Here is a 26,865-nt window from a genome sequence, read left to right as displayed (position 1 = left end):
TCAGGCCGCCGGCAATCTGGCGATCGCCATCGGCTCGCCGTCCTCGGTCGTGCCGTCGAATGCCATCTCGTCCGCGAGCTGCCTGATGCGATTGAAATCCTCAGTCCCCTCGAAGAGCGCGCCGCCAAGCTTGATCTTCAGGTCGAGGGGGGCTTCGGCGGTTTCGAACGCGGCCTGCTCGACGCGTCTGCGGATGCGGGCGCCGATATCCTGGGCGTTTTCCGGCGTGGCGCCCGGAAGGAAGATGCCGAGCTCGTTGGTGGCCAGCCGCGCGACGAGATCACCGCTTCTGATCGAGCTCTTGATGATCTCGGCCAGCGACTGCATCACTGTGTCGGCCCATTGCGGGCCGTAGCGGCGGCTGACCGTATCGAACGTCTCGACGACCACGGCGATCATGATGCCGCCGGCATCGGTCGCGATCTTCCGGCGGCGATCGACATAATGCGTCATCGCAGCCGCAAAGGCGGTGCCGTTGAGCGCATTCGTCACCGGATCGTGGCGTGCGGCATGGTTCATCCTTGCGCGCACCGCCGCAAGTTCGGCATTGCGCAGCTGCAGCGCCAACAGCAGCGGAAATGCAACAACAAAAGAAATTAAAGGAATACTCACAAATCCTACCAAAAATGGTTTATCCGGGAGTAGAAGGTTTAAGATAAGTAAAAATCCAGTGGAGCCCGCGACGCAGCACAACGCGCCGATTGCAGCGCGCAGCAGGGCGGGTTTTAGAGAGGCTAGGGAGTAGCGGTTAGCAAAGATCATGGCGGTTATGTACTCACTGAGGGTGAGCGTTTAGCTAACCGCTAGCACAAAAAATACCGATTAAAAAATCCCGTAAAATTGTTGCTTTAAGTGGGAAAACCTTAGAGTTAACTGTCTTCGAAGGAAGAAGCCGCAGGCCAGTTGGAGTATGGATAACTTAATGCTACTTGCTTACCGGTGAGAAAGAATCCGGGTAGATAGGTAGGCGGATTAATCACAGGTGATGAGGGCATCGGTCTTGTTTAGGGGCAAAAGAATTTTCGCAGCACTGTCTGCGACTGTTGCTTTGAATTTTGCATTTTGCGTTGACGCTAATGCTATTTCGTTGCAGCAGGCTATTGAAAAAACCATGAAGACGAACCCGCAGATCTTGCAGGCTGCGAAGGATCGTGAAGCAATCGAGTTTGAGCTTCGCCAGGCGCGCGGGCTTTACTTGCCCTCTGTTGACCTGGACGCGGGAAGCGGCCGCCGTCGTCTGTCGAATTCTTCGAGCGGAACGCTGAATTCTGACAGTGATTGGTTGTCTCCCAACAGCGTTGGTCTCACCATCACGCAGCGGCTTTTCGACGGCGGCGACCGCCGGGCGCAGGTGGATCAGCAGGCATCGCGCGTTGACGGCGCCTCGTTCCGCGTCCTCGAGCGTTCCGAATCGCTCGCGCTTGAGGTGACGCAGGACTATCTCGAATATATCCTTCAGAACCAGATCGTTAAGGCGGCCCAGGATAACCTCGCCTTCCACAACCAGATCCTCGGCAACATCGAGCAGAGCATCAAGGGCGGCACGCTGACCGACGCCGACCGTCTGCAGGGCGTCGAGCGCCAGCAGGCTGCTGCCGCCCGTCTGCAGGAAGCCAACGAAGAGCTGGAAGCGACGAAGATTCGCTTCCTGCAGGTCGTGGGCGAGCCGATCACCGGCGCGCAGACCCCGCCTTCCGTCGCCAAGTTCGTGCCGAAGACGCTGAACGACGCCGTCTTCGTCGCCGGCAAGAACAGCCCTCGTATCTACTCCGCCAATGCGGATATCGATGCGGCTGATGCCGGCGTGCGCGGCGCGCGCGCCAATTACATGCCGAAGGTCGACCTCGAAGGCACCGCCCGGCTTGGCGACGACATCAACGACGACAGCGGCAATACGAATGACTACCAGGTGCAAGTTGTCGCCCGGTGGAACCTCTATCGTGGCGGCATCGATGTTGCTCGCGAGCAGGAGCAGATCCGCCGCGCCGATGAGCAGCGCTATGCATTGGCGCAGGTGCAGCGCGAAGTCGGGGAGTCCGTCCGCTCCGCGTGGAATGAGCGCGTAAGCCGCGGCAAGCTTGCCGGCATCCTCGGCCAGCAGGCCACGACCAACGCCCAGCTGGTCACCTCCTACCGGCAGCAGTTCAGCGTCGGCCAGCGTTCGCTGCTCGACGTGCTCGATGCGCAGAACACCAATTTCAACACCAGGGTTCTCGCCGATACGGCGCGCGTCGCGTCGGTCTTCGCCGAGTACAAAATCCTGGCCGCTTCCGGCAATCTGCTTCAGACGATGAAGCTGAAGCCGGTCGCGCAGGCCCAGTCTTATGCGCGGGAAGAGTTTGTTGTCCCCGCGGGCGTCGCAGATCCGGGATACGTCGAGCTTGATTCACATCAGAAAGCCGGCCTGCCGTTGGACCTTCTAGCGCCGATTCGACAGCAGTAGTCGATACGGCCATGGAACTATGCTGAACGTAGCACTCGAGACCTCAAGCGGCACCCCGCTCCAAACGTTCAAGGCCGCTTTCAAGTCCGTGGCCGCGTTCTATGGCCGGCCAAGCTCAGACACGGTACTCTTCTCCGGCCTGCCGGACGAGGTCACCGAATCGCTGGAGCTTGACGACGTCGAGCAGATGGCCGAGCGCATCGGCCTTCAGGTCATCAGGCATCAGGAACGCGACTGCCGCCTGGGCAATTTCGATTGCCCGGCCATCGTCTCGTTTGCCGATGGCGGCGTTCTGCCGTTGCTGGAAGTGGCGGAAGATGGCGCCTACGTCACCGATATCGTTCCGGTGAGCGGCGGATCGATCAAGCTTACCCCCGAAGAGCTCGCGGCGCTGAAGCCCAAAATGGCCTTTGCCTTCACGCTTTACTATCAGAATGCTTCAGAAGAGGCGCTGGTCGGCAACGCCGTGGAGATTGAAAAGCGCCACTGGCTGGCAACAACGCTGGTCCCTTATTGGCGGACTTATGTTCGCGTCATGGTGTCGGCGCTCTTCATCAATCTCATCGCGCTCGGCTCGCCGCTCTTTACGATGAATGTCTACGACCGCGTGCTGCCGAACAAGGCGGAGGCGACCCTTTGGGTTCTCGCGGCGGGCATCACGCTTGCTTATCTCTTCGACTTCCTGTTGAAGACGGCCCGCTCGTCGCTGATCGACTATGCCGGCCGCAAGGCGGATCTGCGGCTCTCCCAGCTGATCTTCGACAAGGTTTTGAATTCGACGCTGGAATCGCGCCCGCTTTCGACAGGCGAGTATGCCAATCGCGTCACGCAGTATGAATTCGTCCGCGAGTTCTTCACCTCGAACACCATCGGCGTGCTGATCGACAGCCTGTTCGTCTTCATCTTCCTTGCGGTTATCTATCTGATTGCCGGCTGGCTGGTTGTCATTCCGGCAGTTGCCTTCGTCCTGTCCGTTGCCATCGGCCTCTGGGCGCAGGCGAAGATTGGCAAGCGCATGGCGACAGCCGCAAACGAAGCCTCGCGCCGGCAGTCTCTGCTCATCGAAACCATCTCTACCATCGAGACGCTGAAGAGCCTTCGCGCCGAGGCGGCTATGCTGCGCCGTTGGCAGGAGCTCACCAAATATTCGAGCCGCACCAGCGAGGACATCAAGCATATCTCGACGAACGCCATCAACATGACAACGTTCATCCAGCAGATGGTGAGTGTCCTGATCGTGATTGCGGGCACCTATGAATTTGCTGCCGGCCGCATCGCCATGGGCGCCATCGTCGCGACCGTGATGCTGGCAGGCCGCGCCGGCGCGCCGCTTGGCCAGATCGCCATGACGCTCGCGCGTTTCCGCCAGGCGACCATGTCGCTGCGCATCCTCGACAAGATCATGGAGCAGCCCGACGACCGGCCTTCGACGGTCGGTTTCGTCAATCGCCAGATCCAGCAGGGCAGCTTCAGCTTCCAGAACGTCTCGTTCCAGTATCCGGGCTCTGACTATCCGGTGATCAACGGCCTGTCCGTCAATGTCCGTCCGGGTGAGAAGATCGGCATCATCGGCCGCATCGGCTCGGGCAAGACGACGCTCGGCCGCCTGCTCGATGGCCTCTTTGCTCCGGCAAGCGGTCGCGTGCTGATCGATGGCGTCGATATCCGGCAATACCATATGGCTGAGGTGCGCTCGGCCGTTGCCGTTGCGGGCCAGTCCTCCGATCTGTTTTCCGGCACCGTGAAGGAAAACCTCTTGATCGGCCGCGCCGATGCGACGGACGAGGAAATTCTGGAGGTCGCCCGCATGACCGGCGTCGACGAGTTCGTGTCCAACCATCCGCGCGGCTTCGATATGCCCGTCGGCGAGCGCGGCACCAACCTGTCGAGCGGCCAGAAACAGGCGTTGACGATCGCCCGGCTGCTGTTGACCAAGCCGAAGATAGTCTTCCTGGATGAGCCCTCCGGGGCGATGGACCTTGCCACCGAACGGCACCTGATTTCCAAGCTGTCCGGCGCGTTCGGCCCCGAGACGACGCTTCTGATCGCCACCCATCGCCACAGCATGCTCGAGCTCGTCGACCGTCTGATCGTCATCGACAAGGGCCGCATCATCGCCGACGGCCCGAAGCAGGCCGTGATCGAGGCCATGCAGCGCAGACCGGCGGGGCAGCAATGAGGGCCAATCGTCTCGACCATCCGCCGCTTTTCGCCCGCGCCATCCTGGCGCTTTGCGCGCTGCTGATTGCAAGCTTCGTCGGCTGGGCGGCGATTGCCAGCATTGACGAGATCGCCCGGGGCGAAGGCAAGGTCATTCCCGTTTCAAAGACCCAGATCATCCAGTCGTCGGAACCCGGCGTCGTCCAGCAGATTGCGGTGACACTCGGCCAGGTCGTCCGCAAGGGTCAGCTGCTGGTGCAGCTCGACAATACGACCACGACATCGACGCTCGGGGAATCTGTCGCCAAGGCGCGCGCGCTCGGCGCCAAGGTCGCAAGGCTGAAACTCGAAGAGGCCGGCCAGTACGACGCGCCCTATGTTTGCCCGCCGGACATTCTGGCCGTCGCCAAGGATGTCTGCAGCAACGAAACGAGCCTCTTTGCCGCCGATCGAGCGAGCTATCAAAACAAGCTCGGCGTTCTCCAGGAGCGCGTCAAACAGCGCGAGAACGAACTCAACGAAGCGCATGCCAATATCGCCCGCCTGCAGGACAACATTACAGGTGCGCAACGCCAGTACGACCTTATCAGCCCGCTGGCCCAGAAGAAGCTGGTGGCGCAGACTGAAATTCTAAAGGTCGAACGCGACCTGACGGATCAGCAGGGCCAGCTCAAGGTTTATCAGGAAAGCATCGATCGTCTGGAAGCCGCCGTGCAGGAGGCGAAGCTGCAGCTCGGCGATCTGGCGCTTGAGCTGCGTCAGCAGGCGCTGACCGACAAGGCGACGGCGCTTGCCGAGCTTTCCGTGGTCGATGAGACCATCCGCGGCGCCTCCGATCGCGTCAAGCGCACCGATATCCGCTCGCCGGTCGATGGCATCGTCAACACGCTGGAAGTGAACACGATCGGTGCCTATGTGGATCCCGGCCGCGTCATTGCCGGCATCGTGCCGACCGCCGATACGCTGCTGATCGAAGCGAAGATATCGCCTCGCGACGTCGCTTTCGTCCGCCGCGGCCAGCCGGCGGTGGTCAAGGTCACGGCTTACGATTTCTCGATCTTCGGCGGGCTTGAAGGTATCGTCGAAAACGTCTCGGCCGACAGCCTGGTGGAGAAGGAAAAAGGCGAGACCTATTACCTGGTCCAGGTGAAGACGGACAAATCGGAGCTGGAACGCAACGGAAAACCCTATCCGATCATTCCGGGCATGGTCGCCTCCGTGGAAATCATGACCGGCAACAAGACGGTCCTCAGCTACCTGCTGAAGCCAATCAACAAGGCGCGTTCAGAAGCGCTGACGGAGCGGTGAGATGCTGATTTCCAAGCCGCGTGCGAGCGATCTGACGACTGCCGAGCCGGCCGACGAGTCGCTGCCGATCATCGGCGCCGAGGAAATCGAGCCCCGCTTTCGCGCTGTCGCCGGCCGGGGAGGCGAGCGCCGCGGCATCCGCCTGGAGCGTATCTATTGGGATGGCCTCGGCCGTATGTCCTCCGCCGGTAAGATGAGCACCGCTGATCTGGTGCATTATACGGCCTCGCAGCTGCCGGAATCCGGCAATCTTGCCTCGCTGCTGCGCGTTCTCAGCCTCAAATGGGCGCTGCGCCGCCTCGACACTGTCGAGGATATTGCCTCGATGGCGAACCTGAACGCCATCATTCAGGCCTCGCCGTCGCCGACGATCCTGCTCACGCGGGAAAAGAAGATCCAGTACTTCAACGATCCGTTCCTCTCGATGCTGCGCCAGCGCCTGCCTTCAGGCGACACGGCACAGCTCACCAAGGGCCTGCGCTTTTCCATCGATACGCAGATCGAGGAAGCGATCACCACGCTGAACCTGAACCGCGGCAAGACGCTGAACACCGGCTTCAGCATCGGCATCGGCACCCAGGCGATGCGCGGCCAGATCAATCTCGCGCTGGCTCCGACCCACGAGAAGTCGATGCTGATCGGCTACATCTCGCGCTACTGATGCCTTAAAACGGAAAAGCGGCCGCATCCTGCAGCCGCCTTTATCGTCATACGCTTTCACGCGTTTCAGTATGCCGCGCCTTCGCCCGGTGCGACCTTTTCCAGCGGCATGCTGGAGGCAACCTGCTTGGTGCCGGCGCGCAGTCCGTGGAGATATCCCTTGCCGGCGGCAATCGAAAAGAGCGGCTGGTAGTCGGGAAGGCGGCTGTCGGGCAGCACCTGGTCGCGCATGTTGTCGAGAATGAAGTAGTTGCCGTTGACCGCGACCGAAAGGACGGCATGGTAGAAGTGGCGCTTCTGGTCGAAGAGCACGACGATCGACATGTCCTTGTTGTCGACGCCCTCGGCGCGAAGCGCTGCCATCTTCAGGATCGCGAAATCCTCGCAATCGCCTTGCTGACGAGAAAGGGTCTCGGAAGGCGTCGCCCAGTAGTCGGCCACCTGATAGATGTCGCTATCCCGGCGGTAGCGGATCGAGTGGTTGACCGCGACGTTCACCGCATTCAGCTTGTCGCGGATCGAAGCCTGCGCCGTCTGGTCGAGTGCCGCCTTTATAACCCCGGTGGCATTCGAACAGCCATTCTTGCCGCACTTGATGGCTGCGCCGCTTTCCATTTCGGCGAGCGAAGGTGCCAGACGCTTGACCGCAGCAAGCCGCTTGAACGGAATGGTGACGGAGCCGAAAACGGCTTCGTTCGGAGAGGTCGCCTTGGGCGGCATGACCGGCTTGATGGAGGCGGTCGTGAAGGACGCGTTGTCTACCTGTCGCAATTGCGCCACTGAGGCAAGATTAATCGCTTGGACAGAGCTCGAAACGTCGCTGGCGGCTGTCCTGATCAGATTGAAAACACCCGCCATGCTCGTCGCTTGTGCGAGCATATTAGCAGTATTGGCGGAAAGTATCGGCGTATATGACGCGGCGCTTATTTGCGGAACCGGCATCTGTGCGAGTGAAGGTGACGCCAAAGGCAGTGATGCGAAGGATGCAAAAGTAAAAGCACTAAGTATTTTTAGTTTTGTTCTGCGCTTCATCGGGTTTTAATTCTCCCTGTTCGAGAGAAATGTACCGAAGATCTATAAAGATGCCGTTTGGAAGCATGGATAAACTAAGTACAAATATTCCACTCAAAGACGGATAAAACTTTAGTTTTGCCGTCAACCAAGTTTGGGGGGAGGGTTTGATTTTCGCCCGCCCCCGGTGCAGAAATGAACGCCTTCTAACGGGCCGCCAAGGCCGGCATGCCGCATTCGGGGGAAGCAGTGACGCCGCATTTGAAGCTGAAGACCGGACCCGCGTATGGTTTACGCGGCAAGCCCTCGGACGTGGTTCTCGCGGCCGCGTCGAAGCGCCGGCGCGCGGCTCGTTTGCTGCCGCTCTCACTTTTTCTCGTCGCCGGCCTGCTTGCAGGCTGCCAGTCGGGTTCGGACGGCCTGAATGCTGTCAAGAATACCGACATGAAGCCGCCATCAAGCAAGGTGGAAGAATCCTTCGGTGAAACCGGCGCGGAGATCACGCTGCTGCTGCCGAAGGCTGCAAGCGGCGTTTACGAGGGCGCCGCCCGCGACGCGCGTGACGGGGCCGCACTCGGCGTCGGCGAGCTCGGCAACGGCCAGGTCTTCGTCAAGGTCGTCGATGTTTCGGGCGGTCCAGGCGCGGTGCCGGCCGCCGTCAGCGCCGCCAAGGCGCGCAATTCGGTGCTGCTTATCAGCTACGCTTCGCCCGCGGTTACGTCGGCGATTGCCGCCATGCCCTCCGGTGAGCGCCCGCCGCTCGTCAACCTTGGCGATGACGTTCCGGCAACCGCCGGCAACGTCTACAACTTCGCCTCGGATGAACTCGACAGCGCGCTCGAAGGCATCCGTGCGGCTTCAGCGGGCGGCCATAAGAAGGTGATGGTGTTCGCCCCGAGGGATTTTTCGCCCGCCTATGAGACGCGTCTCGCGGATGCGATCCGCGCAGGAAAGGGCGTTTATGTTGGGATCGCCCGCTACGATCTCAGCGATGCGGCCGCCGCCGATGCGGTGCAGAAATCGAAGGCTCAATTGCAGCAGGCCGATACGGTCGTCGTCCTCGGCAAGAGCGTCATCGTGCCCACCATCGCCGGTGCGATCAAGGCAAGCGGCCAGACGAACCTCGTTCTCGTCGGCACCAGCGCCTGGCCGTCGCAGGCCTATGGCGATCCCGCCGTCGCGGGCGCCATGATCGCCATGGTCGAACCCGATGATGCAAGCCTGATCGCCGATCGCTACAAGCGCCACTATAACCGCACGCTGTCGACGGACGCGGCCTATGGCTATGATTCCGTGGCGATCGCCGCCGGCATCATCCGCGTGAAGGGCCCGATGGGCCTTTCGGCGGAGAACCTGACGATGAAGACCGGCTTTCGCGGCGTGACGGGGCTTTTCCGGCTCAGCCCCGCAGGCAGTGTCGAACGCAAGCTTAGCCTTTACACGATCAACGGCGGCAAGCTGAACCTGCTGAGCGCCGCGCCGAAGTCGTTCTGAAGAGGCTTCGCGAGGCCGGGCGCTAGCGAGAGCGGCGCTTTGCGCCAATAGAAGACGTTGGCATCGAGTCGATGAGTGACCGCTTCGGGGCCGATTTCTGCCTGTCCGGTCCCAGGACACCCAGCACGAAAAACGGACATTTGCGCTCGTGCCGTGGAGTCGGCCCGAAGCGGACATACAGATTGGGCGCCGACATCGGCGCGAAGGCTGTCAATCTTTGATGTTAGGCAGGCCATCTGCACCCGTTTCGAGGGCATAGACAGCTTGCCGGTATGTGGGTAGACGATCAGGAGCTGGATCGTTCAATTTCAATCGTCCCCCTTTATCAAAGGCCAGACTTGTATCAAAGGCCAGACTTGTGAATCGAAACATCGACGCCGTCCTGCGCTATTGGCGCACTTCCTTGGCTGATGGAGCTTTGGGAGAGGGCAAGTTTAGCCAGCGGGATCGCCAACGGTTTATCGAACTCTCTGCCGAGACCCTTCGGAATGGCCTACTACCGAAAAACTCAGTCAGCCAACTGTTCAAAGACCAGCCACAGACGAAGGTTGTCGGTGTTCGGTTTTGGCCTCTGGTGGTAGCAAGGCGGTTATCACATGGTGCGGTGAGCGGAGATGGGCTTCCCGAACTGGTCGCACCCGTCGTTACCGAAGCGCTGGTCGACTTCCAGGGAACGATCTCGCCGCAACGCAACACCATTGCGCGAGACTTGCTGACGCCGTTACCTTCCGACGAATTCACTATCGGCGCTGTAGAAGCTCTGGACAGCTTTCTGACTGCAGAACCATTGCAACCGGGCGACCGTTTGGATTGGGCAACCTACCTCGCGCATTGCCGCAAAATGGTGGACGCCGTGGCGAAAGGCTGGCCCGCCGGAGATCAACATTACGTTCCAGCCGGCTTTGGTCTTTTAGAGCCGGCAGAAGACGCCTCGGCGACAGTGCGCAACATCTTGAATCTATACGACAAAATCCTAGCCGATCGTCCGAAGGCGCCGCTTCTCAACAAAATCGTCTCACCAGTCGAGCGATTGGTCACCGACACGAAAGTCGAGACAGCACTTGCCCGCCGTCTAGGCCATTCCAATCCCCACTTCCCCTTGGCTGAGCAGCAGCGGCAGGTTCTGGCCTGGCTGGACGCTGCAGTGCCGGGCGATGTCATCGCAGTCAATGGTCCGCCGGGGACGGGTAAGACGACCCTCCTTCTGTCTGCTGTGGCAGGACTTTGGGTTCGCGCAGCGCTGAATGGCGGGGAGCCGCCTGTGATAGTGGCTACGTCGTCAAACAATCAAGCTGTTACGAACATTATCGACGCTTTTGGCAAGGATTTCGCCAAGGGCGACGGGCCGCTCGCTGGGCGTTGGCTACCGGGTATCGACAGCTTTGGCATATTTCTGCCGGCAAATTCTCGACGGCAAGAAGCAGTAGAAAAGTATCAAACCGAGGACTTCCAAACCCGGATGGAAACCGTCGACGGTTTTCTGGCAGCCAAAGATGCATGGCTAACCTCCGCCCGAGCCGCATTTCCTGACAGTCAGGGGGACGTAGCCGAATATGTCTCGGCAATTCAGGGAGCCATTGCCTATCAGGTGGCAAAACTTGAAGAGGCTGACCGCAGCCTCGAACAACAATCTATCGCGATGGGCAAAGCGCAGGCGCTTGGAGGCGACCCGGCAGCGGCTGAAGCACGTGCTCAGACAAGTGTCAGCGAGCAAGGCCTTGTAGTCGAAAGTATGCAACGCCACCGTGCGGTGTTCGATCGCCAACAGGCCCAAGAATCCAGCCTTTTGGCGTTGTTCAGTTTTATCCCCGCCATTGAACGCAAGCGCGTTCTTAGGGCGCGCGTAACGCTGGGGGGACTTTCCGGGCTCGATGGCCTGCAGCGCATCTCTGAGATCGATCAACACCTAGCTCAGACGGTTCTAAGGGCTGAAACCGAGTACGCTTCGGCAAAGGGGGCATTAAGCGGCATCAGGAAGTTGATGACCGAAATCGGTGCTGCCCAATCTGCTCGAAAACAGGCACTGATTTCACTCGACGGAGGGGATGGGCTGGAGGACAGATTGGAAGATCGCATCGATCTATGCCAACGTTTCGAGCTTTTCCGATTGGCCACTCATTATTGGGAAGGCCGCTGGCTGATGGCGATGGAGGCCGATCTGGCAGGAATTGTCGCCTCTGCCGCCAAACGAGGTCGATCGACGCTGGTTCCGCGCTGGCATCGGCGCATGATGCTGACACCATGTGCAGTGTCGACTTTCGCCAGCCTGCCTTCAAAGCTCTCTTACAGCCGCCGAGACGGAGGCGAATGGGCCAATGAGTATCTTTACGACTTCATCGATCTGCTGATCCTCGACGAGGCGGGTCAAGCCTTGCCCGAGGTTGCAGGCGCTGCCTTCGCTTTGGCAAAACGCGCCCTGGTCATCGGCGACACCAAGCAGATAGAGCCGATCTCAGCCGTGCCCCGCGCCGTCGACGTTGGGAATTTACGCGAGGCTGGTTTGCTCGAGGCGGATGCAGACATTCAAAACCTTGACGCCACGGGTCTTTGCAGCACGTCAGGCAGTGCGATGCGGCTGGCTCAACGGGCCTGTCAGGTTTCGCCTTGGGCGGACCTGGAGCCGGGCCTGTGGTTGTTTGAGCACCGCCGTTGCCATGACGAGATAATAGAGTACAGCAACGCCCTTTGTTACAAGGGCAAGCTTCGCCCCCGTCGTGGGCCCGCGCCAAGCGATGCGTTTTTGCCGGCGATGGGATACTTTCATGTCGACGGAAAGGCGGTCCGCGCGAGCAATAGCCGATCAAACCCCACTGAAGCTCAAACAATCGTGGCTTGGATTGTTGAAAACCGCAGGTCTTTGGAGGCGCGATACAATCGCCCGGTAGAGCAAATCGTTGGCATTGTTACCCCTTTTGGAGCGCAGGTCCGCGAGATACGGAGAGCTTGCTCCGCGCACAAGATCACTGTCTCGGGGCGAACGGGCATAACAATCGGAACCGTCCACGCACTGCAAGGTGCTGAGCGTCCAGTGGTGATTTTCTCTCCGGTCTATTCCAAACATGCCGACGGCGGTTTCATCGACGGCTCTCCCAGCATGTTGAACGTAACCGTGTCGCGCGCCAAAGACAGCTTTCTGCTGTTCGGAGACATGGATGTGCTTGCGAATGCGATACCTGGTTCGCCGCGTGCATTGTTGTCGAGCTTCCTCGACCAACCCGGTCTGGAGCTAGGTTTCCAGCCGACGCCACGCGCCGATTTGCAGGAGAGTCAAGGACAGTTGCAAATCCTGCGAGACGCTGCAGAACACGACGCGTTTCTATTGAATGTCTTGTCTGCCGATGCGCGGCGCTACCTGATCGTCAGCCCTTGGATCAAACTGCGCACGATGGAGCGCACAGGCATATTGAAGGCCCTGGAGCTGGCTACTACCCGGAGCGCTAAAATCGACATCTACGCCGACCCTTTGCTGAACGCGAACCTGACACCGAGCGGCACCAATCAAATGGACGAAGCTGCTGGGGCGTTGAAACAGATTGGTGTCACGCTGCACCGTCTTGAGAAGCTTCATAGCAAAATTGTCGCCGTGGATGATGACCTTCTCTGCGTGGGGTCGTTCAACTGGCTAAGTGCCGACCGAGAAGGGAAATATGCACGCCATGAGACTTCTTACATTTATCGTGGCAAGGACGTAGAGGCAGAAATCCGCGTTACAAAAGAAGATCTGAAACGGCGAACCAGCTAAATGATGGAATGACATAGCCGATCCGGCCACTGCATGTCTCCTTCCGGCGTACAGTGCAACTGGCGCCGCCGCGAAAATGCTTTCAGGCGCGCGCGATAACGGCCTTTATGACAAATGTGGGGGCGCCAAGCGGTCATTCGCGCCGACATCGCCGAACGGCAGCTTAGGCCGACAGCCGACGATAGCCTCAGCTGCGTCGCGCCAGAAGCTATCGGTGGCAGTTTCTGCCGAGGCAAATTCTGGATGTCTCCGCCGCATGTTCGGCGTATGATCCTTCTTGGCAATGTTTGGGGTGGGCGAATTCCAATGCGTCATCGCACGAAAACTCACATGGCGATGAGCGCCTTGATTGCCGTGCTGTTCACCTATTTGCTGCTTGCCTATTTCGTCATCCCCGAGATTTGGATTTTTCACGATGCTGACCGAGTTGTTAAAGTTGGCAACATGGTCACGACCACGGAGCAGGGTATTCCCGGCGACCCCATCAATGTCGGTCTTGTCGGTTCGAAGGAAGAAGTGACCCGGGCGTTCGCGGCTGCTGGATGGGATCCAGCCGATAAAATTACCTTGCGCACGTCGATCGATATTGGGTTGAGCGTGGTGCTTGATCGGCCTGATCTCGATGCACCAGTTAGCCCACTGCTTTTCGAGGGCAGAAAACAGGATCTGGCTTTCGAAAAGCCTGTGGGCAGAAGCGCCGACGAACGCAACCATGTTCGTTTCTGGCTGACCGAACAAATCGGCCCAAATCACCGCCCGCACTGGCTAGGCTCGGCGAGTTTTGATCGGGGTGTCGGCTTCAGCCACGATACCGGTCAAATCACGCATCATATCGGCCCGAATGTCGACGCCGAGCGAAACCTGATGATCAGCGATCTTCTCAAGGCCGGACAACTTTTGTCGAGCTATGAGATTGATGGCATCGGAGCGACAAAAGACGGCCGCAACGGAGGCGGTGATCCCTATTTCACCGACGGAAAGGCTCTCATTGGCGTGCTTCAAAACCGGTAGCAGTCCGGACATTCCATGTCCGCGTTGGGCCAGCGGCGGAGGATCGCTGACTTCCGGAATGAGCCGATAGCGGTCATCTGTCGATGTCGCCTTTGCGCCAACAGGAGACGTTAGCTTCAGGTCGCTCGTGCGGCTCCCTTGTCTTCCTTCCGGCTGAAATTCATGTGCGCGAACTGAAACCCCGCCATCTGAAACCCTCCCGATCACAGGAGAAGCTTGCCCACGGGAGGAGCCAGAATCCATGTTATTAGAGACCGAGTAATGACATGGAAGGTGTCGTCGGCCCTCCAGGAGCCCCTGCGGGGCTAGGTACATTAATGATGCCATCATGGGAAGCTCAAGTCCAAACCGAGCATCCTGCTAAGGACAAAGGTGACGAGCCCCACGCCTAGGAGCACTAGTACGAAGACTGCGGCCATCTTGCCGCCCGTGCGTAGCACCGCTCGCCTCTCCCCCTTGTCCCCTTGATCGTAATGCCACTTGATGGCGAAGAACATGGCTGTGCCTAACGCGAGAACCTTGAACGTAACGAAGACTATAGGGACCCAATCCACAATAAAGACCCTCATGTGCATAAGCTACGCGCCTTATGATCTTATTTTAGGCAAACGCATACCACTTATTATGCAACGCTGATATGTAATAGCAGGTGGCGGTTCCTGGCCTTTATCGTTGGATTCGGGAATGACCGTTTAGGGCCGGAAGCAGTCATGGCACCGTGTCCGCATTGCGCCATGTGTGGACATTGACAAGCTCTTAGGGCTGCCTATCGTGCCGTCGGCAAACAGAACTTGGTGGCGGTTATGCCGACGGTGACGCGACATCTGATTGAACGAGGTGATGGAGCTGCTGTCGAGCTTTTTCAAGCTCAGGCCTCCAGTGCCACGCCTGCGGGAGCGATACTGTTTGTCCACGGCAATCAGGGCGGCCTTCTTCTAGGCGCGAGAGAGGTCGTCGATAATGGGGCGTTGCTTCGGTTCTCGTCTCGCTTGAATATCACGGCGGCAGCAGTCTCACAGCCTGGCTTCGGCGCTTCAGACGGCCCTGCCGACTTCTGCGGCCCACGCACGCAGCAGGCGATCATGGCCGCTCTGTCCTTCCTAAAGGAGCAGCCGTCTATCGATCCTGACCGTATCGTTCTTTATGGCAACAGCAGGGGAGCCGTTGCCTCGGCAATGGTAGCTGCTCAAGTTTCCAATCTGCGAGCAGTCGTTCTATCAAGCGGCGTCTATGATCTTAAAGCAGCTTTTAGAAGCAGTTCGGGGGGCCTGCGAAGAGCAATCGAGAATGAAGCAGGCTTGTCGGATGAGGCCTTTCTGGCTCGCTCGGCCTTACACCATGCGCATAACATTCGGTCGGAAACTTTACTTTTGCATGGACGGCACGACGACCGTGCTCCAGTTGCCCAGGCCGAGATATTCTCCGAAGCCCTGTCCGACGCTGGAGTTCCAGTCAATCTCCGCGTGTTCGAATGCGGACATCGTATTCCGCGCGAATTCTCGCAGGGAGTTCTCCGGCCCTTCCTGGAAGGGATATTCGATCCATTCATAACGTATCACTAGGCTCGCATCTCCGCTTCGGGTCGGAAGCGGACTTTCCTCCGACTTGCGGAAGGCGCGGGCCGCGACGGTTTCCTGCGAACGGCGTGGCTGTTCGCGCTTCGGGCTATTCGCTTTCGGAACGCGCCGAAAGCGAACCTGCCCAAGCACGCCGGTACCGACATAGCGCGTTCCGGCGCTAACCCTGCCTCTCGATCTCGCCCGGCCGCCAGGTCTTGTCGAACCAGGCTTCCAGCGGACCGTAAAGACGAAGGATCGCAAACCAGCCCTTACCGGGAATTGTCTGTACCCAATTGTTCTCAAAACCGGCGGGAGCTTTCGGCGCGAAATAGACGTCAATGGAACCGTCCGCGTTCGGCTTCAGTTCCTTGTTGTGGCTGCTGACGCTCGGGAACGGCTGATCGGTTTGCAGCATCCCGCGTGTCTGATTGTCATAGAGGATGATTGACCAAAAATCCCTCGCTGGAATATTGGGCGGGAGATGCAGCTTGTATGTCTTCGCGCCGTCGAATGGGTCACCCTGCGAGTCCTGGACGATCCAAGGGTATTGCGAGCCTTGGCCCACCATCTTCGCTTCCATCGCGGGCGTAACACCGGCGGCGAGGTAGAAGAAGTTGATGGCACCGTCGAGATTGCTGACGCCGGAGGAGACTTCGAACTTGTAGCCGCCGAGATAGGGCAGCCGCCACGCGCTGTTCGGATAGTAGTAGGCTTCAGGACTGCGGATTTTGTAGGTGATCGTCCGCGCCGTGACCGCACCGACATTGGCGGCGTCTTCAAGGATTTTTCGCATCCGCGCATCGGGATTGAAAGGCTATGATGCCGATAGAGGCAAAAAGACCGAGAGTTGTCGGATCACTTCCGGTGCTCGGCTCTTCCTGAATGACCTGGTTCAGCAGCGTCCAGAACGAGTAGTCCGTTGGAAACACAAAGTTGGCCGGAACGCCCGAGACGTTCACGAACTTCATTGGCGGCGGGTTCGAGGCCTCCGAAAGCGGATAAATCTTGAGGTTCTTCTTGATTGTTTCGACTGCGGGTTTGGTGGAGCCGTCGACGAGATAGCCTCTGAGGATCAGCCAGCTTCCATAGGTCGCAGGCCGAACAACGAAGTATCCAGACGGTATTTCGCCGGAATAGCCAGGCGGCACCACGAGGTACATGCCGCCCTTGCCCTTGTCCGCGCCGGTGATGCCGACGTCGGCAGACCATTTGTCCCAGAAGTCGTTGATGATGCCGAGAACCTGGGGGGTGCTTCCAGAACCAGGGGGCCTTTGTGCGTGTCGAGCCATATCCAGTTGTAAATCGTGTCGTCGTTCGGCGTGAGTTGGACTGTCCTGGAGTCGGCGAGGTTTTCCAGAATAACGTCCGTCTCATTGTCGGGACCGAACTTGCGAAGGGCATCGCGCATGCCTGCCTGGTTCACCATCGGCAGCGCAAGCAGATAGGCTTGCAACGCCCGTGAGGCATCCAGATTGTCGTAAATCTTCTGGACCGTTTGCGCATCCGGATAGCCATCCCTGAGGATCAAGCTACCGATGGATGTCTCGACCCTATCCGGCGTGGCAACCCCAGGCGCGATGGGAGTTTGATACTTGTATTCTTGCGCCGAGGCGAACGTCGCAATCATTGCGACGGATGCTAGGAGAGCCCGGTGTAGGTTCATGGTTCATCCTATGCCGAGTTTGATATGTTTCGGCAGTAGTAGATCACCACGCTTAGAAGCCAACAAGTACGTTACGGTAAATGTCTCCGCAAAATGGCGGCTTTGGGTCGGAAGCGGACTTTCCTCCCACTTGCGGAGAGCGTGGGCCGCCGGCCGTTTCCTGCGGGCGGCACACGCGTTGCCACAACTCACCGCACCCCCGCCGCCGAGGCAAAGAACGCTTCCGGGCTCTCCACCTCCACCAGTCGCCGCCTCTCGATCTGCCAGAAGCGGTTGCCGACCGCCCTGACGAAGCTGCGGTCGTGGGAAACAAGCAGGCAGCTTGCCTGATGCGCCATCAACTCGCCTTCGAGCGCTTCCTGCCCGTCGATGTCGAGATGGTTGGTGGGCTCGTCGAGCAGATAGAAGTTCGGGTTGGAGAGTCTCAGCACCAGCATTCCGAGCCGCGCTTTCTGCCCGCCTGAAAGCTGGCCGACGGGACGGCCCTGCATCTCGATCGACATGCCGGCCCCAGCAAGCAGCGAACGCGCTCGCTGATCGCCGACGTCGAAGCGCCGGATGATCGTCGCCATCGGCGTATCGGCATCGCGGAGATCGCCAAGCGCTTGGTCGCCATAGCCGAGTACGAGCGAGGGCGTCGCCTTGATGCCGTCCTCGGCTATCGCCGGGTTTTCGATCGCCTTGCGCAGCATCGCGATCAGCCGCGTCTTGCCGGCGCCGTTTTCGCCGAGGAGCACGATCCGGTCTCCCTGGCAGATGAATTGCTTGCCTGTCCTGAAAAGCAGCGTGCCGTCCGGCGTCTGCACGGCCGCATCCTCGAGTGTCACCAGCACCTTGGCATGGGTGCCGCGATTGGCGAGCCGGATCGCCCCTGTGGAGCGCTCGAGATGCGCCGGTTTTGCCGCATCCTCGAGCTTCTCCGCCCGCTGCTTCAACTGCTTGGTTTTCACCACCAGCAGGTCGCTGCCGGAGTTGATGCCGATATTGTTGAGCTTCGCCGCCTGCTTGCGCAACTGCTCGGCCGTCTTCATGTCGCGCTCGTAGCGCCGCGCGTCTGCGGCATCGATCTCGTCGACCGCAAGCCGTGCCCGGCTGTAGGGCAGGGCGAAGACCTGTGATTGCTCCGGCCGCAGGAAAAGCGTGCGGTTCGTCACCGCATCGAGAAAGGCGCGGTCGTGGCTGGCGAGGATCACCGGCACATCGCGGGGCAGGGCGTTCAGCCAGTCTTCCAGCCGCGCGATCTTGCCGAGATCGAGATGGTTGGTCGGTTCGTCGAGCATCAGCAGGTCCGGCTCCGTCACCCAGACGCGGGCAAGCATGGCCAGCCGCTGCCACCCGCCGCTGAGCGCCGAAAGCGGGCGCCGGCGCAGTTCTTCCGGTACCTCCAGCGATTCCAGCACCACGTCGACACGCCAGCTCTCGCTTTCGGCCTGCTCGGCGGGCAGCGCATCGAGAACGGCGTCGTAAAAGCTCCGGCCGAAAAGGGGAGGCGGCACGTTCTGCTCGACATAGCCGACCGTCAGCCCGCGCGCCCTGGTGATCTCGCCTTCCGTCGCGTCGAGCGTGCCGGCGATGCAGCGGAACAGCGTCGATTTCCCGCGGCCGTTGGCGGCAACAAGACCGATCCGGTCGCCGGCATTGACGACGAGGTTGAGCTTGGAAAACAGCGGGCTCGACAGGGTGATGCCGAGGTTGCGGATATTGAGGAGAGTCATGATTTTTCTCTGGTCTTGACCGGGCGATCATCCATCGAGGGCTCTCGGCCATCATCGATGCGATGCGTCAGCGGCGAGTGATAATCGCAGACGCTCGAGCAATAAGCTCGGCGCTGCAGGCCACGAAGGGCAGACCAGGAAGAGAGGCTTTGTGAGAAACGGTCTCTGGTCAGCCCTGCAAACGCATTTGCAGGGCGTTGACGGGGCCACGCTGCCGGTAGAACCGGAAATAGAAATTATGCACGCGACCCTCCTTTCTCTTAGAGCATGGTGCTGAAATACCATCGCGGCCAGGCGAATGCAACCGGACGGTGCCGAGCAACCGCGCACTGCCGACCTTGCCACCCGACCTTGCCCGATGCTGCCGGCTGCTATAAGCGCCGATCCGACAGATGCTGATTTTCAGGAGAGACGCCGATGGTGGGCGATGACGACGATTATGTCTATGACGAAGGGACGGGCGAATGGCGCCCGTCGTCGGAAATCGCCGCGGCCGCGACGGCCGCCGCCGAGGTGCGCGATGCTTCCGGAAACGTCCTGAAGGACGGCGATTCCGTCACTCTCATCAAGGATCTGAAGGTCAAGGGTGCCGGCCAGACCCTGAAACAGGGCACGGTCATCCGCTCGATCCGCCTGACGGACAATCCCGAAGAGATCGACTGCCGCCACGATACGATCAAGGGCTTGGTGCTGCGCACGGAGTTTGTGCGCAAGCGGTGAGGGGGCGCTGTGTGGCGTGGCGCACCCCCCTCTGCCCTGCCGGGCATCTCCTCCACAAGGGGGGAGATTGGATGGAGCACTCGCTCGCTCAGCTATTCTGCAAGATCCCTACTGTCGTATCGGTCGATGATGCCCGGGGAGCCCGCCAATTGTGATCTCCCCCCTTGTGGGGGAGATGCCCGGTAGGGCAGAGGGGGGTACCCTCACACATCATGCGTTCCCCTCCTACCGCTTCAGGCTCCCCAAAATCCCGCGCACCAGCGCCCGGCCGACCTGGGTCGCCACCGTTCGCGCCACGCTCTTCATCGCCGCTTCCACGACGGTCTCGCGCTGGTAGCCGGAGGAGCGCCCGCGGGCTTGGCCGCGGCCCGCCCGGTCGTCGCCGCTGTCGCCGCCAAAGCCCGGCAGCGTCCAGCCGGAGGTCGTGCCGGCCTCGGTCGGCTGCTGCCTCGCGGCCTCTTGCTGCGCGCGCTGAGCGGCTTCGGATTCGGCCGCCTTCTTGGCGCGGGCGGCGAGGATCTCGAAAGCGGATTCGCGATCGACATCCTCGTCATAAAGGCCGAGCACGGGGCTCTTGTCCATGATCTGCTGGCGCTCGGCATCCGTTACCGGGCCGACGCGGCCGGACGGCGGGCGGATCAGCGTGCGCTCGACGATCGACGGCGCCCCCTTGGCCTCCAACGTCGAAACCAGCGCTTCGCCGGTGCCGAGATTGGTGATCACGGTGGCGCAATCGAAGGCAGGGTTGGGGCGGAAGGTGTCGGCGGCAGTCTTCACGGCCTTCTGCTCGCGCGGCGAATAGGCACGAAGCGCATGCTGCACGCGGTTGCCGAGCTGGGCGAGCACGGTTTCCGGCACGTCGAGCGGGTTCTGCGTGACGAAATAGACGCCCACGCCCTTGGAGCGGATCAACCGCACGACCTGCTCCACGCGCTCGGTCAGCACCTTCGGCGCGTCGTTGAACAGCAGATGCGCCTCGTCGAAGAAGAAGACGAGCTTCGGCTTGTCGGGGTCGCCGACTTCCGGCAGCTCTTCGAAAAGTTCCGACAAGAGCCACAGCAGGAAGGTGGCGTAAAGCCTGGGATTCATCATCAGCTTGTCGGCCGCAAGCACCGAAATCTGCCCGTGGCCGTTGTTGCTGGTGCGCATGATGTCGGTGATTTTTAGCGCCGGTTCGCCGAAGAATTGTTCGGCCCCCTGCTGTTCGAGGACGAGCAGCGCGCGTTGGATCGAGCCGATCGAAGCCTTGGAAATCAGGCCGAACTGGCTCGAAAGCTCACTCGCATTCTCGCCCATGTAGTTCAGGAGCGAGGAAAAGTCCTTGAGATCGAGCAGCGGCAGGCCTGCCTTGTCGGCGATCTTGAAGGCGATGTTGATGACGCCCTCCTGCGGCTCGGAAGCATCCATCAGGCGGGCGAGCAGCAGCGGCCCCATCTCGGCAATCGTGGTGCGGACCCGGTGCCCCTTCTCGCCGAAGAGGTCCCAGAAGATGACCGGGAACTGGTCGAATTCGTAGTCGGTAAAGCCGATCTGCTCGGCGCGCTTGGTGAGAAAATCCTTCGGCTCGCCCTTCTCGGCGATACCGGAAAGGTCGCCCTTGATGTCGGCGCAGAAGACCGGAACGCCGGCCCGGGAAAAACCCTCCGCCAGCACCTGCAGCGTCACCGTCTTGCCCGTGCCGGTCGCGCCGGTCACCAGTCCATGGCGGTTACCGAACCTGAGGTCGAGATATTCCGGTTTGTTGATGCTGTCGTCAGGATTGCGGCTGGCGCCGATGAAAATCTTGCCGTCCTCGAGCATGAAGCAGTTCTCCCTCCGGCCGATGCGCCGCTTGCGTTCAAATGCGGCAATCATGGTCCGCCGCATTCATTTTGCCATCGTCTGTCTGTTATAAGCAGGGAGAGGCATGGCGACAACTGCAGGCATGCCTTGAGTCAGGGAAGAAACTCGAATAACGCTGACGTTAACGTCAAATGACAGGAGGCTGACGATGAATGAAGTTGTGACCCAGATCGCCGATCGCGTAGGCATTGCCCCCGATCTGGCAGAGAAGTCGGTGGGCATGATGCTCGGCTTCCTGCAGCGCGAGGCGGAGGACGGCCCGGTCGCACAGATGATCGAGGCAATCCCAGGCGCCGCTGATCTCGTCGCGAAGTTCAACGGCGAAGGTGCGGGCGGTGGCGGCCTGCTTGGGGGCTTGATGGGTGCGCTCGGCGGCGGCGGCATCATGGGCCTTGGCCAGCAGCTGATGAGCCAGGGCCTCGGCATGGGCGAAATCACCGCGCTTGCCAAGGAAACCATCGCGGTCGCCAAGCAATATGCCGGCGAAGACGTCGTCGACCAGGTCGTCGCTTCGGTCCCCGGTCTCAGCCAGTTCGTCTGATCACATCCGGATTTCACGCAACGGACGGCCCTGCGCCGTCCGTTTTCGTTTCAGGGAGGGTTTCATGCCGGTATGGCGTCCTGACAAACGTATCAGGGTGAAGGTGCTTGGTCTTGCCTGGCGCGGCGAGGAATTGCTGGCCGCAGAGATCGAACGTGACGACGGCACCGTCAAGGGCGTGCGTCCGCTCGGTGGCGCCATCGAGTTCGGCGAGACGCGTGAGCAGGCGCTGCACCGCGAATTCGGAGAGGAACTGCAGACAGATATCCGGATCCTGGGCGCCTGGCAGGCAATCGAGAATCTCTATGAGCATGAGGGCATGACCGGCCATGAGATCATCTTCGTTGCGCCGATCGAACTGCTCGAACCATCGCTTTACGAGCGGGAGGAAATCCGCTTCATGGACGGCGTCGCTGCCGTCGCAAGGTGGTTCAATCCGGCGCAACTTTCGGCTTCGAGGCTGGCACTTTATCCGATTGGTTTGATTGGCGCCCTAAAGCCGTAAGCAGCTTGGTTTCCAATCGCCGAATTTGCCTGCTGGAAGGGCGGAACAAAAGCATCGCTTCTGCTGTTTCTGCCGCGATCATCGCACCGGAAGGATCATGATCATGCGCAGGCTCATTTCAGTGACATCCATAGTGCTTCTGTCCATTGCAGCCCCGGCCCTGGCCCAGTCCAGCATGGGCATCGATCCGAACGGCCGTTTCGATGGCAGTCCGCCGCCCGGCACGTCGCCGGAATATGATGCGCAGCAGGGAGGCTTCGAAATCCCCCTCGATCCGATCGAGACCGGCAGCATCGCCATCAGTCGCCCGTCCACCTGGCAGGCACCCTGCGCTCCGCGGCGCGAAGGCATGCGCAGCCGCGGCGACGGTTCGGTCAACGCGGCCTGCCCGGATCAGAGCAACTAAGGTCGCTGCCTGGGCCTCTAAATCCCGACCGCCCGCGTTAACGCGGGCGGTGACGCCATTTGCGCTCAAGAGAGAATAGCCCGCGGCTCGAGAAATGCCTCCAGCCCGGAGACGCCGAACTCACGGCCGACGCCGGACTGCTTGAAGCCGCCGAAGGGGGCAAGCGGCTCATGCGGTGCGCCGTTGATCACCACGCGGCCCGATTCCATCCGCTCGGCGACCCGCTTGGCATGGTCGAGGTCGCTCCCATGGATATAGGCCTGCAGGCCATAGCTGGTGTCGTTGGCAATGCGGATCGCGTCCGCTTCGTCCTTGTAGGCGATGACGGAAAGCACCGGCCCGAAGATTTCCTCGCGGGCGATCCGCATGCTGTTGTCGACGTTGACAAAGACCGTCGGGCGGACGAACCAGCCGCGCTCGATGCCCTCCGGGCGGCCCGTGCCGCCGGTCAGGATCTGCGCACCTTCCTCCTGGCCGAGCCGGATAAAGGACTGTACCCGATCATATTGTTTCTGGCTCACCATCGGCCCGACGCGGACTTCGGGATCCCTCGGATCGCCGGTCTTGACCGCTTCGATGCCAGCTTTGAGCCGCGGCAGGATGTCCGCAAGCCTGCTTTCCGGTACAAGGATGCGCGTTCCGGCGATGCAGGCCTGGCCGCTATTGGCAAGCCCCGCCATCAGCACCGCCGGGATGGCGGTATTGAGGTCGGCGTCTTCCAGAATGATGTTCGGCCCCTTGCCGCCGAGCTCCAGCGTTACGCGCTTCAGCGTCTCGGCGCCCGCTCGCAGGATCTGCTTGCCGACATCAGTCGAGCCGGTGAAGCTCACCTTGGCGATATCGGGATGCGCGCTGAACTCGGCACCCACCACATCGCCGCGGCCGTTGACGATATTGAACACGCCCTTCGGCAGGTCGGCCTCATGCAGGCATTCGGTGATCAGCTGCGTCTGGATGGCGCTCATTTCGCTAGGCTTGATGACCACCGTCGAACCCGCCGCCAGCGCGGTCGCAAGTTTGGAGCAGATGAAGCCGTAGTTGCTGTTCCATGGCGTGATCGCGGCGGCGACGCCGAGCGGCTGCATCGTCACGTCGGCGTGGCCGATCTTCCGCGTGAAATCGTAATTCTCCAGCGTTTCGGCCATGCTCAGGAAGGTCGAGGCGGCATGCGGTACGGCAAAGCCGGTGAAATATTGCGGCGCGCCGTATTCCTCCGCCATCGCCGCGGTCATCTCCTCGGCGCGGGCGGACACGGCAACGCTCAGCCGCTTCAGCATGTCGATCCGCTCCGCCTTGCTTGTGCGCGAAAAGGCCGGAAAGGCGCGCTTGGCGGCGGCGATCGCCGCGCGGGCGTCCTCGCGGTCGCCAAAGCGAACGGTGCCGATCTTCTCTTCGGTGGAGGGGTTGAAGAGGTCGGCAATTTCCTCGCCGTACGGCGTCACGAAAGCACCGTCGATATAGATCTCAGTAATATTGCGCATCGCTTTTCTCCTTTGTGCGATACGCCCTATCTGGCATCGGCCGATTGCTCTGATAAGCTGGCCAATATCGGACAGGCTGATAAGGGTTTGCGGACAATGATGCGAGGCACGCTGGCGGAGCTGGAAGCGGTAGTGGCGGTCGCGGCGCGCGGCGGCTTCCGGGCGGCAGCCCGCGAACTCAGCATTTCCTCCTCGGCGCTCAGCCAGCAGGTCGCAGCCCTCGAAGCCCGGCTCGGCGTGCGCCTCTTCAATCGCACGACCCGCAGCGTCACGCTGTCCTCGGCCGGCGAGCAATTCGTGGCGGAAGTCACGCCGGCGCTCGCGGCTATCCGCAACGCCATCGACCTCACCGACGAGCACCGATTGGAACCGTCCGGAACGCTGCGCCTCAACACCTCCATCGGCGCCGCGCGCATGATTCTCTCTCCGCTCGCGTTCGAATATCTGCGGCGCTATCCGCGCATGCAGGTGGAGATCGTCACCGAGGGTGCGCTGGTCGATATCAACGCCCAGGGCTTCGATGCCGGCTTGCGCATCCTGGAATCCGTGCCGCCGGACATGATCTCGGTCCCCGTCAGCCGCTTCATCCGCCCGGCAATCGTCGGCTCGCCCGGCTATTTTGAGGAAAAGGGCACGCCGCTTGTCCCCGCCGACCTGCAGTCCCACCGCTGCATCCGCGCCCGCATGGCAAGCGGCTCTCTCTATCGCTGGGAATTCGAAAAACGCGGCGAAGCCTTCACCATGGATGTTCCGGGGTCGCTGACATTGGACGAAAGCGACCTGATGCTGCGGGCGGCGCGGGAGGGGGCAGGCCTTGCATATCTCAACGAATGGCAGGTCGCGGACGACGTTGCCGCGGACCGCCTCGTTCAGGTTCTGGCGGACTGGACTCCGCCCTATCCGGGCCTCTGCCTCTATTATCCCGGCCGCCGTCATATTCCGGCAAAGCTGCGCGCCTTCGTCGACCTCATCAAGGAGATGAGACAGGATTGATGAGGCTGATAGCCGCTTACTGCCCGTCTTTTTTCGTTGCCTCGCCGATCGCGTGCCATTTCCGGCCGTCGCGCTCGATGAGTTCATTGGCGCAAGTTGGTCCCGTGCTGCCCGGCGCGTAGAGCTCTGGCGTCTTGCTGTCCTTCGCCCAGATGTCGAGAAAGGGCTGTACGGCCGCCCAGCCGGCTTCGATGCCGTCGGCGCGCTGGAACAGTGTCTGGTCGCCGATGAAGAGGTCGTAGAGGAGCGACTCGTAGCCGGTCATCTTGCCGATGTCGAACTTGTCGGCATAGCGGAAGTCGAGCGACACCGGCACCGTTTCGACGGAAAGTCCCGGCGACTTGATGGAGATCTCTATGCTCATGCCCTCGTCGGGCTGCACCTGGATGATCAGCCGGTTCGGCGGAAGGTTGTAGCGCACGTCCGTTTCGCGGAACTGCGTGAAGGGCACCGGATGGAACTGGACGACGATCTCGGTATCGCGTGCCGTCAGCGCCTTGCCGGTCCTGAGATAAAAGGGAACGCCAGCCCAGCGCCATGTGTCGGCGTAGAGCTTCAGCGCGACGAAGGTCTCCGTCCGGCTGTCCGGCGCCACGTCCTTCGTGTCCCGGAAGGCCGGAAGCTCCGCGCCGTTGAGCGTGCCGGCTCCGTAGGCCCCGCGCACCGCATGCGCCTCGGCTTCCTCAGGCGTATAGATGCGCAGCGCCTTCAGCACCTTGCTCTTCTCGCTGCGGATCTCCTCGGCGTCGAAACCGTTCGGTGGCTCCATGGCGATCATCGCAAGAAGCTGGAACAGGTGGTTGGGGATCATGTCGCGCAGAGCGCCGGTGGCGTCGTAGAATTTGCCGCGCGTGCCGACGTCGACGATCTCGGCCGCGGTGATCTGCACATGGTCGATATAGCGGCTGTTCCACAGCGACTCGATGATCATGTTGGCGAAGCGCGCCGTCAGAATATTCTGTACGGTTTCCTTGCCGAGGAAATGATCGAGCCGGTAGACTTGGCTTTCCGCGACCTTGCACAGGATCTGAGCGTTCAGCGCCTTCGCCGAGGCGAGGTCGGTTCCGAAGGGCTTCTCGATGGCGATGCGGCGGAAGGCGTTTTCGCTCTCATCGGTAAGCCCGTGTTCCGCGAGTTTCTCGATAATCGGGCCAAAGAAAGCCGGCGGCACGGCGAGATAGAAAGCCGCATTGCCGCTCAGCCGCCTGCCGATTTCCAGATAGACGTCGTCCCCGGTGAAATCGCCCGAAAAATAGCTGATCCGCTGCCTCAGTCCTTTCCAGGCCGCATCCGCGGCGAGTGGTTCACCGTCACCAAGGCCAGACAGAAAATCGTCCAGCCGGTCGCGAAGCATCGCGTCGCCGCCCGGTTCCACGGCGACGCCGAGGATCTGCAGGTCGTCGCCGATCATGCCGCCGCGGGTGAGATTGATGAGGGCGGGAATGAGGAGTCGGCGCGTCAGATCGCCGGTCGCACCGAAGATGACGAGAGTCGTAGGCGGTGTAGGCTGAGCAAAGGGCATATGCGTCGCGCTCCGTGATTATCCCTCCGCATAATAAAGCGGCCGCGCAGTACCTCAAGCGCTCAGCGGCATTACACCGCAGACGACGA

General features: G+C 60.7%; 21 protein-coding genes and 1 pseudogene. 14 read left to right on the top strand and 8 right to left on the bottom strand.

Annotated elements, in window-relative coordinates; all coding sequences use genetic code 11:
• Positions 1–612: a GGDEF domain-containing protein gene (locus ACPYOI_RS06175; RefSeq protein ID WP_481420000.1), complete on the bottom strand. Its 612-nt coding sequence runs from the start codon at positions 610–612 to the stop codon at positions 1–3.
• Positions 613–1,081: 469 nt separating this feature from the next.
• On the opposite strand from ACPYOI_RS06175, the gene ACPYOI_RS06170 reads away from it, so the two are divergent.
• From ACPYOI_RS06170 to ACPYOI_RS06155, 4 genes are read left to right on the top strand one after another with little or no spacing between them, the layout of a single operon-like run.
• On the top strand, positions 1,082–2,443 hold the full coding sequence (locus ACPYOI_RS06170) for a TolC family outer membrane protein (protein WP_168829584.1): 1,362 nt from the start codon (positions 1,082–1,084) through the stop codon (positions 2,441–2,443).
• 19 nt (positions 2,444–2,462) lie between these two features.
• Positions 2,463–4,622 (top strand): type I secretion system permease/ATPase, encoded by a 2,160-nt coding sequence (locus tag ACPYOI_RS06165; protein WP_481419132.1) that lies wholly within the window; start codon positions 2,463–2,465, stop codon positions 4,620–4,622.
• Positions 4,619–5,911: an HlyD family type I secretion periplasmic adaptor subunit gene (locus ACPYOI_RS06160; protein ID WP_481419133.1), complete on the top strand. Its 1,293-nt coding sequence runs from the start codon at positions 4,619–4,621 to the stop codon at positions 5,909–5,911. Before ACPYOI_RS06165 ends, ACPYOI_RS06160 begins: the two co-directional genes overlap by 4 nt.
• Position 5,912: 1 nt before the next feature.
• The gene (locus ACPYOI_RS06155) at positions 5,913–6,572 is read left to right on the top strand and encodes a ribbon-helix-helix domain-containing protein (protein ID WP_168828774.1); all 660 of its coding nucleotides are present in this window, start codon (positions 5,913–5,915) and stop codon (positions 6,570–6,572) included.
• Positions 6,573–6,637: 65 nt separating this feature from the next.
• Here ACPYOI_RS06155 and ACPYOI_RS06150 read toward each other — a convergent pair whose 3' ends face one another.
• Positions 6,638–7,291 carry a transglutaminase-like cysteine peptidase gene (locus ACPYOI_RS06150; protein WP_481419134.1) on the bottom strand — a complete coding sequence of 218 codons (654 nt, stop codon included), beginning with the start codon at positions 7,289–7,291 and terminating at the stop codon, positions 6,638–6,640.
• On the opposite strand from ACPYOI_RS06150, the gene ACPYOI_RS06145 reads away from it, so the two are divergent.
• The 5 genes from ACPYOI_RS06145 (at position 7,281) to ACPYOI_RS06125 (ending at position 15,391) form a co-directional block, all read left to right on the top strand.
• Positions 7,281–7,613, top strand: a complete 333-nt coding sequence (locus ACPYOI_RS06145; RefSeq protein ID WP_481419135.1) for a hypothetical protein — start codon at positions 7,281–7,283, stop codon at positions 7,611–7,613. The genes ACPYOI_RS06150 and ACPYOI_RS06145 overlap by 11 nt on opposite strands.
• 218 nt (positions 7,614–7,831) lie before the next feature.
• Positions 7,832–9,076, top strand: a complete 1,245-nt coding sequence (locus ACPYOI_RS06140) for a type 1 periplasmic-binding domain-containing protein (RefSeq protein ID WP_481419136.1) — start codon at positions 7,832–7,834, stop codon at positions 9,074–9,076.
• Positions 9,077–9,434: 358 nt separating this feature from the next.
• Complete coding sequence (locus ACPYOI_RS06135; RefSeq protein ID WP_481422671.1) at positions 9,435–12,818, top strand: AAA domain-containing protein; 3,384 nt, start codon at positions 9,435–9,437, stop codon at positions 12,816–12,818.
• Positions 12,819–13,124: 306 nt separating this feature from the next.
• Positions 13,125–13,829: an LssY C-terminal domain-containing protein gene (locus ACPYOI_RS06130; protein ID WP_481419138.1), complete on the top strand. Its 705-nt coding sequence runs from the start codon at positions 13,125–13,127 to the stop codon at positions 13,827–13,829.
• Between the two features lie 803 nt (positions 13,830–14,632).
• Positions 14,633–15,391 (top strand): alpha/beta hydrolase family protein, encoded by a 759-nt coding sequence (locus ACPYOI_RS06125; RefSeq protein WP_481419139.1) that lies wholly within the window; start codon positions 14,633–14,635, stop codon positions 15,389–15,391.
• 175 nt (positions 15,392–15,566) lie between these two features.
• Here ACPYOI_RS06125 and ACPYOI_RS06120 read toward each other — a convergent pair whose 3' ends face one another.
• The 3 genes and pseudogenes from ACPYOI_RS06120 to ACPYOI_RS06110 form a co-directional block, all read right to left on the bottom strand.
• Positions 15,567–16,181, bottom strand: a complete 615-nt coding sequence (locus ACPYOI_RS06120) for a DUF1214 domain-containing protein (protein WP_481422670.1) — start codon at positions 16,179–16,181, stop codon at positions 15,567–15,569.
• A pseudogene (locus ACPYOI_RS06115) lies at positions 16,165–16,796 on the bottom strand (DUF1254 domain-containing protein). Before ACPYOI_RS06115 ends, ACPYOI_RS06120 begins: the two are co-directional and overlap by 17 nt.
• A gap of 443 nt (positions 16,797–17,239) precedes the next feature.
• The gene (locus tag ACPYOI_RS06110) at positions 17,240–18,766 is read right to left on the bottom strand and encodes an ABC-F family ATP-binding cassette domain-containing protein (protein ID WP_481422669.1); all 1,527 of its coding nucleotides are present in this window, start codon (positions 18,764–18,766) and stop codon (positions 17,240–17,242) included.
• A 417-nt stretch (positions 18,767–19,183) separates the two neighbouring features.
• On the opposite strand from ACPYOI_RS06110, the gene ACPYOI_RS06105 reads away from it, so the two are divergent.
• On the top strand, positions 19,184–19,486 hold the full coding sequence (locus tag ACPYOI_RS06105; RefSeq protein WP_481419141.1) for an alkylphosphonate utilization protein: 303 nt from the start codon (positions 19,184–19,186) through the stop codon (positions 19,484–19,486).
• A gap of 225 nt (positions 19,487–19,711) precedes the next feature.
• On the opposite strand, the gene ACPYOI_RS06100 is transcribed toward ACPYOI_RS06105, so the two are convergent.
• Entirely contained in the window at positions 19,712–21,286 is a 1,575-nt protein-coding gene (locus ACPYOI_RS06100; protein ID WP_481419147.1) for a helicase HerA-like C-terminal domain-containing protein, read from the bottom strand.
• Between the two features lie 190 nt (positions 21,287–21,476).
• Between ACPYOI_RS06100 and ACPYOI_RS06095 the strand changes: the two genes are divergently transcribed.
• The 3 genes from ACPYOI_RS06095 to ACPYOI_RS06085 all read left to right on the top strand — a co-directional run bounded on the left by ACPYOI_RS06095 (position 21,477) and on the right by ACPYOI_RS06085 (position 22,780).
• Positions 21,477–21,869: a hypothetical protein gene (locus ACPYOI_RS06095; RefSeq protein ID WP_168828784.1), complete on the top strand. Its 393-nt coding sequence runs from the start codon at positions 21,477–21,479 to the stop codon at positions 21,867–21,869.
• Between the two features lie 64 nt (positions 21,870–21,933).
• Positions 21,934–22,374 carry an NUDIX hydrolase gene (locus ACPYOI_RS06090; protein WP_481419142.1) on the top strand — a complete coding sequence of 147 codons (441 nt, stop codon included), beginning with the start codon at positions 21,934–21,936 and terminating at the stop codon, positions 22,372–22,374.
• Positions 22,375–22,477: 103 nt separating this feature from the next.
• A complete protein-coding gene (locus ACPYOI_RS06085; protein ID WP_481419143.1) occupies positions 22,478–22,780 on the top strand; it encodes a hypothetical protein in 303 nt (100 codons plus the stop codon).
• A 65-nt stretch (positions 22,781–22,845) separates the two neighbouring features.
• Here the strand turns inward: ACPYOI_RS06085 and ACPYOI_RS06080 are convergent, their stop codons facing one another.
• Positions 22,846–24,261 carry an aldehyde dehydrogenase family protein gene (locus ACPYOI_RS06080; RefSeq protein ID WP_481419144.1) on the bottom strand — a complete coding sequence of 472 codons (1,416 nt, stop codon included), beginning with the start codon at positions 24,259–24,261 and terminating at the stop codon, positions 22,846–22,848.
• A gap of 99 nt (positions 24,262–24,360) precedes the next feature.
• On the opposite strand from ACPYOI_RS06080, the gene ACPYOI_RS06075 reads away from it, so the two are divergent.
• Positions 24,361–25,254, top strand: coding sequence for a LysR family transcriptional regulator (locus ACPYOI_RS06075; RefSeq protein WP_481419148.1), 894 nt, complete (start codon positions 24,361–24,363; stop codon positions 25,252–25,254).
• Positions 25,255–25,270: 16 nt separating this feature from the next.
• On the opposite strand, the gene zwf is transcribed toward ACPYOI_RS06075, so the two are convergent.
• Positions 25,271–26,776, bottom strand: a complete 1,506-nt coding sequence (zwf, locus tag ACPYOI_RS06070; protein ID WP_481422668.1) for a glucose-6-phosphate dehydrogenase — start codon at positions 26,774–26,776, stop codon at positions 25,271–25,273.
• Positions 26,777–26,865 lie beyond the last annotated feature (89 nt).

This window comes from Rhizobium sp. SVR5-2C, assembly GCF_056755115.1.
Note: the sequence above shows the minus strand (reverse complement) of the source record. Positions and strands in the feature narration are given on the sequence as shown.

What these genes read in the sequence shown, in the direction of transcription:
- ACPYOI_RS06080 (WP_481419144.1), bottom strand. Translation starts at nt 24,261, where the DNA reads ATGCGCAATATTACTGAGATCTATATCGACGGTGCTTTCGTGACGCCG.
- ACPYOI_RS06160 (WP_481419133.1), top strand. Translation starts at nt 4,619, where the DNA reads ATGAGGGCCAATCGTCTCGACCATCCGCCGCTTTTCGCCCGCGCCATC.
- ACPYOI_RS06125 (WP_481419139.1), top strand. Translation starts at nt 14,633, where the DNA reads ATGCCGACGGTGACGCGACATCTGATTGAACGAGGTGATGGAGCTGCT.
- ACPYOI_RS06130 (WP_481419138.1), top strand. Translation starts at nt 13,125, where the DNA reads ATGCGTCATCGCACGAAAACTCACATGGCGATGAGCGCCTTGATTGCC.
- ACPYOI_RS06075 (WP_481419148.1), top strand. Translation starts at nt 24,361, where the DNA reads ATGCGAGGCACGCTGGCGGAGCTGGAAGCGGTAGTGGCGGTCGCGGCG.
- ACPYOI_RS06165 (WP_481419132.1), top strand. Translation starts at nt 2,463, where the DNA reads ATGCTGAACGTAGCACTCGAGACCTCAAGCGGCACCCCGCTCCAAACG.
- ACPYOI_RS06110 (WP_481422669.1), bottom strand. Translation starts at nt 18,766, where the DNA reads ATGACTCTCCTCAATATCCGCAACCTCGGCATCACCCTGTCGAGCCCG.
- ACPYOI_RS06120 (WP_481422670.1), bottom strand. Translation starts at nt 16,181, where the DNA reads ATGCGAAAAATCCTTGAAGACGCCGCCAATGTCGGTGCGGTCACGGCG.
- ACPYOI_RS06105 (WP_481419141.1), top strand. Translation starts at nt 19,184, where the DNA reads ATGGTGGGCGATGACGACGATTATGTCTATGACGAAGGGACGGGCGAA.
- ACPYOI_RS06090 (WP_481419142.1), top strand. Translation starts at nt 21,934, where the DNA reads ATGCCGGTATGGCGTCCTGACAAACGTATCAGGGTGAAGGTGCTTGGT.
- ACPYOI_RS06085 (WP_481419143.1), top strand. Translation starts at nt 22,478, where the DNA reads ATGCGCAGGCTCATTTCAGTGACATCCATAGTGCTTCTGTCCATTGCA.
- zwf (WP_481422668.1), bottom strand. Translation starts at nt 26,776, where the DNA reads ATGCCCTTTGCTCAGCCTACACCGCCTACGACTCTCGTCATCTTCGGT.
- ACPYOI_RS06100 (WP_481419147.1), bottom strand. Translation starts at nt 21,286, where the DNA reads ATGCTCGAGGACGGCAAGATTTTCATCGGCGCCAGCCGCAATCCTGAC.
- ACPYOI_RS06150 (WP_481419134.1), bottom strand. Translation starts at nt 7,291, where the DNA reads ATGCCGCCCAAGGCGACCTCTCCGAACGAAGCCGTTTTCGGCTCCGTC.
- ACPYOI_RS06095 (WP_168828784.1), top strand. Translation starts at nt 21,477, where the DNA reads ATGAATGAAGTTGTGACCCAGATCGCCGATCGCGTAGGCATTGCCCCC.
- ACPYOI_RS06155 (WP_168828774.1), top strand. Translation starts at nt 5,913, where the DNA reads ATGCTGATTTCCAAGCCGCGTGCGAGCGATCTGACGACTGCCGAGCCG.